6 protein-coding genes and 2 pseudogenes are annotated in these 8,649 nt (G+C 47.2%); 3 read left to right on the top strand and 5 right to left on the bottom strand.

The features are described from left to right. A pseudogene (locus tag H6F50_RS24135) lies at positions 1-275 on the top strand (NAD+ synthase); the annotation flags it as partial. 52 nt (positions 276-327) lie between these two features. On the opposite strand, the gene H6F50_RS24130 reads toward H6F50_RS24135, so the two are convergent. Then, on the bottom strand, positions 328-1,554 hold the full coding sequence (locus tag H6F50_RS24130) for a WG repeat-containing protein (RefSeq protein WP_190430634.1): 1,227 nt from the start codon (positions 1,552-1,554) through the stop codon (positions 328-330). Positions 1,555-1,813: 259 nt separating this feature from the next. On the opposite strand from H6F50_RS24130, the gene H6F50_RS24125 reads away from it, so the two are divergent. Together H6F50_RS24125 and H6F50_RS24120 are read left to right on the top strand one after the other, a co-directional pair. Next, a complete protein-coding gene (locus H6F50_RS24125; RefSeq protein WP_190430633.1) occupies positions 1,814-3,340 on the top strand; it encodes a site-2 protease family protein in 1,527 nt (508 codons plus the stop codon). 244 nt (positions 3,341-3,584) lie between these two features. Further along, positions 3,585-3,797 carry a hypothetical protein gene (locus tag H6F50_RS24120; RefSeq protein ID WP_190410320.1) on the top strand — a complete coding sequence of 71 codons (213 nt, stop codon included), beginning with the start codon at positions 3,585-3,587 and terminating at the stop codon, positions 3,795-3,797. Between the two features lie 218 nt (positions 3,798-4,015). Here the strand turns inward: H6F50_RS24120 and H6F50_RS24115 are convergent, their stop codons facing one another. The 4 genes and pseudogenes from H6F50_RS24115 to H6F50_RS27380 form a co-directional block, all read right to left on the bottom strand. Then, positions 4,016-5,158 (bottom strand): GDSL-type esterase/lipase family protein, encoded by a 1,143-nt coding sequence (locus H6F50_RS24115; RefSeq protein WP_190430632.1) that lies wholly within the window; start codon positions 5,156-5,158, stop codon positions 4,016-4,018. Between the two features lie 280 nt (positions 5,159-5,438). Then, entirely contained in the window at positions 5,439-6,626 is a 1,188-nt protein-coding gene (locus tag H6F50_RS24110) for an acyl-CoA dehydrogenase family protein (protein WP_190430631.1), read from the bottom strand. Positions 6,627-6,942: 316 nt separating this feature from the next. Next, the gene (locus tag H6F50_RS24105; RefSeq protein WP_190430630.1) at positions 6,943-8,016 is read right to left on the bottom strand and encodes a class I SAM-dependent methyltransferase; all 1,074 of its coding nucleotides are present in this window, start codon (positions 8,014-8,016) and stop codon (positions 6,943-6,945) included. A gap of 527 nt (positions 8,017-8,543) precedes the next feature. Further along, positions 8,544-8,649: pseudogene (locus H6F50_RS27380) on the bottom strand (IS630 family transposase); the annotation flags it as partial.

Here is an 8,649-nt window from a genome sequence, read left to right as displayed (position 1 = left end):
GTGCCGAACTAAAACCCGGTCAAGTCGATCAAGATTCTCTACCCTCTTATGACATTCTGGATGATATTTTGCAGCGATTAATTCACGAACATCAATCAACTGCTCAAATTATCGAAGCTGGTCACGATCCAGTCGTTGTCAATAAAGTGATGCAATTAGTGGCGCGTGCCGAATTTAAGCGGCGACAAGCACCGCCTGGACTGAAAATTACCGATCGGGCTTTTGGCACCGGCTGGCGAATGCCGATTGCGAGTCGTTGGAGTGCGATCTCATAACGCGGAGTTTATTTTTAGAAACCAGCTTAGGAACTGGCAATGTTGGCTCGTTTTAGCGGCTGATATAGCCCCACTGACTGCCAATTCTTACGGGTGCCAGCCCCTCTTGAAAGGAACCAGCCGCATCGAATTGTGGCTGAATAACTGTTTTGCCAGTCTTGTCCATATATCCATACTTTCCGCCAATTTCTACCGCGATTAGTCCTTCGGAAAAACCACCGCGATCGCGTACTTCATTAAACTGCGGCGGAATCACAATTTTTCCGGTTTTGTCCATATAGCCATATTTACCGCCCCTTGAGATTAGTGCCACTCCATCCTCGAAACTGCCCGCATAATGAGACTGCGGCGGGAGAACTAACTTCCCAGTTTTATCGATATAGCCAGTCTTTTTGTCAACTGTTACTGCTGCTAAATCTTCGTTTTGGGAAAAGGGAGAAGCATACTCAAATTGCGCCTGGATGACAAACTTCCCAGTTTTGTCAATATAACCCCAACGCTGAGGAATTTTACTGCCCATTGCTACGGGTGCTAGCCCTTGGGAAAAACCATCATTTATCCCATCAAATTGTGGCTTGATGACTCGATTTCCGCCTGTGTCAATAAAGCCCATCTTTAACTTATTATCAAATACCGCTGCTCGCCCTTCTTTAAAGGGATAAGCTTGTTTATACTGCGGTTTAATAACTATCTTGCCCGTCTTGTCAATATAGCCTTCTTGATTGCCAACTCTGACGGATGCCAACCCTTCTGAAAAGTTCTGAGCATCGGAAAACTGCGGTTTGATAACTAGATTGCGGTTCGTGTCAATATAGCCCCACTTACCCCCAATACTGGTTGGTGCAAGTCCTTCGGAAAATTGTAAAACTTGCTCAAATGGTGGATTGATAACCACCATTTTTCCAGTCTTGTCAATATAGCCGAACTGATTGCCAATTTTTGCGGCTGCCATCCCTTGTTCAAATTTTTCAGCAAAATCAAACTGCGGCTTAATGACAATATTGCCAGTCTTATCGATATAACCTTTTTTTCCGTTAATCGTGACGACTGCCAGACCTTCTGAGAAGTTTCCAGCAGCCTCAAATTGCGGCTTAATAACGCGATCGCCAGTTCTGCCATTTTGGGGCGCTAACGACGGTGATGAAGCTTGAGAGGATCGCTGGGTGGATTTTAGGGAACTGACACAGGCGGTAAGCGGAACCATGCCCAAGGCGATCGCGATTAATCCCAGTCTAATTAACTGACTAAAATTCTTATTTTCTAACTTTTTAAATAGCATAGGGTTATTAGTAGGTAAATATTGGCGTTAATCTCAACCAAATTTATTTGACATTTATTTGGCATTCAAGAAATTTAAGCTGGGTTCAGCTCGCTCGAATATTGCACTGTATTTAGGGTGGTGTGGAGATGGCTGGATGAATCTCTCGCAGAGATTGAAATCATTTCCCGACCGAGAGCCAAGAGTAACCTTGAATCCTTATCAGAAATTGAAATACAGTAGACTGGTTGGCTATAGCTGCTACGGCTCCTCATCAAAAATGTTTACTGGATCGGAAACTACGGCGACAGTTTTAATTGTGCTGGTGGCTTTAGGCATCCTGGGTTGGGGCTTCTACCGTGCCAAGTCATTCGGCAAACTCGGCATCTTAGCTTGGTTGCAGTCAGTGGTGTTGATGTCTCCCTGGCTGTTGTTTTTTGGATTGTTCGCGGCGGGGATTTATCTCAACCTGGTGAGCATCTTGTTTATGTTGATAGCCTCCGCTGGGTTGTACATCTTCATCGGAAATAAACTGCGAGCAGCCGGTCAGGATGCCATACTGCGGGAGCGGGTCTTGAAAATGGTGCAAGAATCCAACCCGATAGAAGATACTGCTGAGGAAAATGGGGGAGAGACAGCGGCGGCAACGCCAAAAGAGGCGAAAAATGCCGTCTCCCAAGAAGTAGTTCCCATTCCGGATGAAGACTTGAAAAACATCCAAGGAATTTTTGGCATCGATACCTTCTTTGCCACCGAAAGCATTCCTTATCAGGAAGGAGCCATCTTCAAGGGAAATCTGCGGGGAGAACCTGCGGCGGTTCATTCCCGCTTGTCTGCGAGTTTGCACGAGAGATTGGGCGATCGCTATCGGCTATTTTTAGTAGAAAATCCGGAAGAGAAGCCGGTGGTGATTGTTCTCCCCAGCACCAACGATCCGAAACCGGCAACCTTACCTCAGAACATCTTGGCAGGCGTCCTCGTCGTGGCGACCATTGCCGCTAGCTTAGAGACGGCGGGAATTTTCCTCGGCTTTGATTTCTTCAGCAACCCAAGCCGCTTTGGAGAAGTTCTGCCCATCAGTGCCGGAATCTGGGTGATTTTAGTGACTCACGAACTCGGTCACTGGTTCCTAGCTCGTCGTCACAATATTCGCCTAAGTTTTCCTTTTTTCATCCCATCCGCACAGATTGGCTCGTTTGGGGCGATTACTCGGTTTGAATCGCTATTACCCAATCGCACGGTGCTGTTTGATATCGCTTTAGCTGGCCCTGCTGCTGGTGGCATTGTCTCTCTATTGATGCTAATCGTCGGCTTAATTCTTTCCCACGAAGGCAGTCTATTTAAGGTGCCATCGGAGTTCTTCCAAGGGTCAATTTTGGTGGGCACTCTAGCACGGGTTGTCCTTGGTTCTAGTCTTCAGCAAACCCTGGTTGATGTCCACCCGCTGACGATTATCGGTTGGCTGGGTTTGGTGGTAACAGCGTTCAACTTGATGCCAGCGGGAATGCTCGATGGGGGTCGAATTGTCCAGGCAATCTACGGACGCCAAATCGCTCGACGCGCTACCGTTGCCACGTTAGTTTTGCTAGGAATTGTCTCTCTAGTAAATCCGACGAATCCTTTGCTGCTGTACTGGGCGATTGTAATTCTGTTCTTGCAACGGGGTCTAGAACGCCCTAGCTTGAATGAGATTTCCGAACCCGATGATGCGCGAGCGGCTTTGGGACTGTTGGCTCTGTTTTTAACAGTGGCAACTCTCCTCCCTCTCACTCCAGGCTTAGCGGGACGCTTGGGCATTGGGGGATAGGCATTGGGAATGAGCGAATGGGGAATTGGGAATTGGGAATGGGGGAATATTCTCTCCTCACCTATTCCCTGTCTCCCACTCAGTCCTATCTGGAGGAATGCAAAGAAGTTTAAACAGTCCTAGAGGGGATTTAACATTTCTTAAAGAATTTCCCTAAAAACGATTAAACTTCATTGCAAAATTAGAAGAGACTAGGAACGGTGTGATAACTTCGTTAAGGTTGACAAACGGCTGAGAGATAACGATGGAGAACACAATAAACGTGCCTTTACAGCAATCCTCAACTCCTTCATTTCGTGAAGATTTTAGTGAGTACGTGGCGCATCTACAGCTTCACATGGCGTTACAAGCGCGCAACCTAGTTCCCACTCTCACCAAGGCTGTTGATAGCCGCGAGCAGCTATTGCAGCAAACTCAGGCGGATATTGAAAAGCTGATTTCTCGTCAAGGCATCTAATTCGGCTAATTTTGATTGATTGGCTGATAAATTGATAGCCGCGCAATTATTTCTAACAATTTTTTGAAACTCCACTGAACTTAGTTTGACAATCAGAGCTTTATCGCTCTGATTTTTTTATGGATTGAATTGCTAAGTAGAGGCATGGCAGGCATGATAGGTATGCCTTTAGGGGCGTGTTTGTGCCATGCCCCTACAAAACGTAAATTTTTTACCAGTTAATTTAATCCAGATAGATCAGAGAGACGCGATCGCTTTACTGAGTTGTCAGCACGCACATTATTCCGATTGAGTGCAATTACCGATTCTGCCTGTTGGAGTGCCGATTGCCAAACTTCATATCCTCGACCGCTCAAATGTAGCCCATCCGTCGTTAAGTCCACACGCAAATTTCCTTCAACATCGCTAAAGCGAGAGTGAATATCTAGATAGCCTGCACCCTGCTGTTGAGCAAGGATAGCAAGTTGTTGGTTAAGGTTACGAATTCGGCGGTTAGGAATGGTGTTGATCCGGGTGGGAAGAATGGATTGCACGATGACTGAGCTGCGAGGATGCTCTTGTCGTAAGCGGCGAACAATTTGGCGAAGATTATCGAGAATTGTTTCATCCGTTGCACCTTGGCGCAAATCGTTGATGCCAGCTAAAACGTAAATAACATCGGGACGAGTTTGGGAAAAAGCAGACAATCTTTTCAAGATGCCACGGGAATTATCCCCAGAAATTCCCTGATTCAGCCACAAACTCCCCCCAGGAAGACGTTCTTGGGGAAACCACAATGAGAGAGAATCTCCCACTAATACGGAAAGACGGTTGGAACCTTGACCTTGAGAAACTGCTCTCGCTTCCTTTGCCAGTAGGCGTTTCCACTGTTCATAGCTAGGTTTTTGTAAAGCCAGTGCTTTAGTACCTGCTTGGTTCGCCCAGTATGACTGAAAGCTATCAACAGGTAGACGAGTATAAATCTTGCCTGCTTTCAGAGCAGCTAATCTTTGGTAAAAAAGTTGACTGCCAGATGCCGGTTTTGTCGTTGCTGTATCCGGTTTCAGCTTCGCTTGTAGGGAGGGTTTCAGTTCTGTCGCGGCTTGAGCTGCTGTCGGTGCTAAAGCTGTAGTAATGGTTAGTGTGTCAGTCCCCTGGAAAGGATTCATCTGCGAACTCAACTGCTGGCTGAATTCAGGAGAGGTAATTTCAATGGTTGGGACGATTTTCTGCGCCACCAGTGGCTGAAAGGCACTCGACTCACTGGAATTCCACAATGCTAACAGGGTGTCTGGCCCCTTTAGGGGCAGCACGGGCGGGGGCGGGGCGGCTATTTGCCCGCCGCTTAACAAACTTACCGCCAACAGATAAGGATCGCCCATTGTGTCTCTACTCCTATCACTCTTTCCTTCCTTTCCCTTTGACAGGGATTATTGGTTGGAGTCAGGAATTTTTAGGAGAAGCGATCGCTTTCTGTTGGCAAGACGCGGGAGCGATCGCTTTTAAACTCCTCTAAAGTGACGTCATACACGAGTCATTTGTCAAGCGCATTCAAAAATAAGCCAAAAAAATAAGTCAAAAGTGGATTTGTGCGTCCTAGGAATCCACGTTTGACTATCTACTTGCAAGCAAGCCAGACTGGGGAATGCGATCGCATTCCGGTTACGAATACTGCGATATCATTGGCAGTTCCTGATTGAGAACCCAATTGCCAATATCCCGTAGCTTGTAGTCCACTGGGTCATGCAGGGTAAACGTCCGCAAATCGCGCCAGTAGCGGTCGAAGCCGTATTTCGCAGCAGTGGAACGAGCGCCCATGACTTCAAAGATGCGGGTGGTGATATCCAAGCCAACTTTAGTGGTAAAAGCTTTAGCAGTATAAACAGCGATCGCAACTTCACCCCGTTCCTCATGAGTGAGCGCCAGTCCCTTTTCCCACGCTTTCTGTACCTGTTGCGAAGCTTGATTGCACAGCGCGATCGCTGCCTTTAGCTCGGTCCATAGTTCACCATAGTGCTGCAAAATGTACGGGTCTTTCGATGCCCGATCGACGCCTGAGGTCATCCAGGGTCGAGTCATCGTCGTCGTGTAATCCCTTGCCGCTTCCAAGGCACCTTCGGCAATTCCCAGATAGACATGGGTTTTCGCCAACTGATTCACCACGAACAAGAGGGTAGAAAAGGCACCCTCTGGAGACGGCGGCGGGCCGAGAATTTCATCCGGGTTCACCAGGACATTGTGGAAAGTGAAACTACCGCTAGCAGTGCAGCGTTGTCCCATATTGTCCCAGTCGTTGTTGTAGACAATGCCTTCTCGATCCTTGGGAAGGATAAAGGCAATCGGATGATCGACCCCGTCTTGCACGGCGGCGAATACACGAATATCCGCTGCTGCCACTCCGGTGCCAAAGCTCTTAGTTCCATTTACCCGGAAGCGATCGCCTTCTGGCTCAATTTTGAGGCGAGTGTCCCGCGTGTTAAATGCATTGCCCCAAAACAAGTGATTCTGGGCAGTGGCTCGATAGTAGCGTTCGGCTTGAGCAGGGGTGCCGCTTACCTGACCCACCACTGATAAGATTAGCTGATTGCAGTAGAGTTGCCCCGTAGAACCATCTGCTTTAGCAATTTCCTGAAGAACCTTGTAAGCTTCTACCCAGGTTGCGCCAATACCCCCATATTCTCGCGGTACAACCAGAGGTAACAGTCCTGCTTCTCGGAGTCGTCGTACTTCTTCATGGGGGATACCTGCTTGGCGATCGCGCTCAACGGCACTCGCTGCCAATTCTTGGGAGAGAGCAGTTGCGATCGCTGCATAATCTTTCAATTCGATGCGGTTTAGTAATGTAGTCATGGTTTTTTCTCCTTTTTACTTGTCTTTTGTAGTAGATAATTTCTGAACTGGTTGCGAGGCTTGATTTAAAACAACCAGTGAAGAGAACTGTTTCGTAGTTAGCAATAGCGAGTCACTGCTACCAGGTTTTTGGTAACGCCAAGCAAATGCACAGAGTTTGCACATAGGATTTTCTAGCTTTCAATGGTTTTCAGAATTGAAGGTTGGTGTTACATAGTTTTTTAGCGATTCACTTTCTTGCCGCTAGATTTGTGATTTTTTCTGTATCCCCCCAATTGATGGCAGGGATTTAATCCAGACAATTCGTAAAACGGGTTTAATTCTTCCGCACAATGTAGTAATTGTTTTGAAAATCATGAGCGAGTTGCTTGATTTCCACGCTAGTGAAACCGGCATCTTCCAGCATTTCCAATGCTTTCTCCTGACCCCACATGGCACCAAGCCCCATGCCTCCTGCGGCAAGGGATACAGTCATGCAGTGCATACAAGAAATGGTGTAAAGTAACGGCCCTGCCGGATGATCGAGATTGCCATCAACATAACCGGAGGCACGAATATCCTGCATCAAATAAATGCCATCCGGACGCAGTGCTTGGGCAATTCCTCGCAACACTAGATCGGGCTGAGCTTGGTCGTGAATGGCGTCAAAGGTAGCGATGAAATCGTAGTTTTCAACTTCATCCAGGGTGGCAGCATCTTTTACTTGAAAGCAGATATTCGCAAGATTGAGGCGTTGGACTTCGGTTTGCGCGATCGCGATCGCTTCTTCTGAGAAGTCGTAGCCTGTAAACCGACTATTCGGAAATTCCTTCGCCATTTTGGTGATGGCACGACCGCTCCCACACCCCACATCCAGCACCTGAATTCCCTCCTTAAGTGCCTCAATCAGTCCGGGAATTAAGGGCAAAATGTGGTCATTCAGCGCCGCAACGACCGTTTGACCGCTATCTTCCGCCATCACTTGATGAAAACGCTTGAAAGCAGAATAGGGAACCCCACCACCCTTGTAAAAGCAGTCGATGATTTGCTCCTCAACACTTCCTAACAAAGGGATGTATTGGGAAAATGCCGCAATATTGTCAGGACTGGAAGCCCGCGTTAAAAATGCGGCGTGTTCTAGAGGCAAAAAGTAGGTATTCTTCGTCGGATTGTGTTCCACAAACCCACCAGTAACCATTGCTCCCAACCACTCGCGCACGTACCGCTCATTCAACCTTGTTGCGTCTGCAATCTGTTGGCTTGTAGAAGGCGGTAGTTCAGCCATCCTGTCAAATAGCCCAGTTCTGTGACCGATAGACGTCATCAGAGCGATCGCGCCACTGTTGAGAATGTTAAGCATCCGTTCGGCAAATGCTTCTGCTTTGGTTTGGTCTAGGGTAAGTGTTGTCATAAAATCCTCGTCATGATTTTCAAGTTTGAATGTGTTATTCAGAGTGCGATCGCAAAAACTTAGATTTCTGTTGCACTCTTAAGCGGAGTTAGAGGAGCTGATAGGTAGCATTCCGAAGAGAAATAGATATAAGAAAAACGGAGGGTATTCGCAGGAATTCAACCCAAGCTGTGTGCCCCTTCAGGATTTATTCGATATCCTCTATGAATGTTTTTTGGTATATGAACAAGCTATCAAGGCAAGCGTTCCGATAGCGTTCTGGAAGCGTTCGCTCCCCCCAAAACCTTACCCTAGGCTATGTATGCATATAACCACTGTGAAATTGATGCGATCGCGTACAGCTCTTTGGGCATGAAAACAGCGTCAGCGTAGCGAAGGCGGAAGCCTATAGCCGACCTGTCGGCTCGTTCGTCGTTCCTGATAACGGATTGCGGCTCGTATACACTGCTTGAGACGGTTAATACAAGACCGGAAAAATAGACTTATGCTGTTGCTTGCTGCACAATCCTAGAAAAATTTATAAGTGCTTAAGCAAAATTAATTACATATTCGGTTCCGACTTTTTTTAGCACATTTTTGACATACTTTACTAAACTTTTCCAGTCCCGATAAGCCTCTATCTCTATCCATTCA

This window comes from Coleofasciculus sp. FACHB-712 (assembly GCF_014695635.1).
Lineage (GTDB): Bacteria > Cyanobacteriota > Cyanobacteriia > Cyanobacteriales > FACHB-T130 > FACHB-T130.
The sequence above is the reverse complement of the archived record's forward strand: the minus strand, read 5'-3'. Positions and strand labels throughout refer to the sequence as shown.

Coding starts and splice junctions, on each gene's coding strand:
- H6F50_RS24130 (WP_190430634.1), bottom strand. CDS start 1,554: ATGCTATTTAAAAAGTTAGAAAATAAGAATTTTAGTCAGTTAATTAGA.
- H6F50_RS24125 (WP_190430633.1), top strand. CDS start 1,814: ATGTTTACTGGATCGGAAACTACGGCGACAGTTTTAATTGTGCTGGTG.
- H6F50_RS24120 (WP_190410320.1), top strand. CDS start 3,585: ATGGAGAACACAATAAACGTGCCTTTACAGCAATCCTCAACTCCTTCA.
- H6F50_RS24115 (WP_190430632.1), bottom strand. CDS start 5,158: ATGGGCGATCCTTATCTGTTGGCGGTAAGTTTGTTAAGCGGCGGGCAA.
- H6F50_RS24110 (WP_190430631.1), bottom strand. CDS start 6,626: ATGACTACATTACTAAACCGCATCGAATTGAAAGATTATGCAGCGATC.
- H6F50_RS24105 (WP_190430630.1), bottom strand. CDS start 8,016: ATGACAACACTTACCCTAGACCAAACCAAAGCAGAAGCATTTGCCGAA.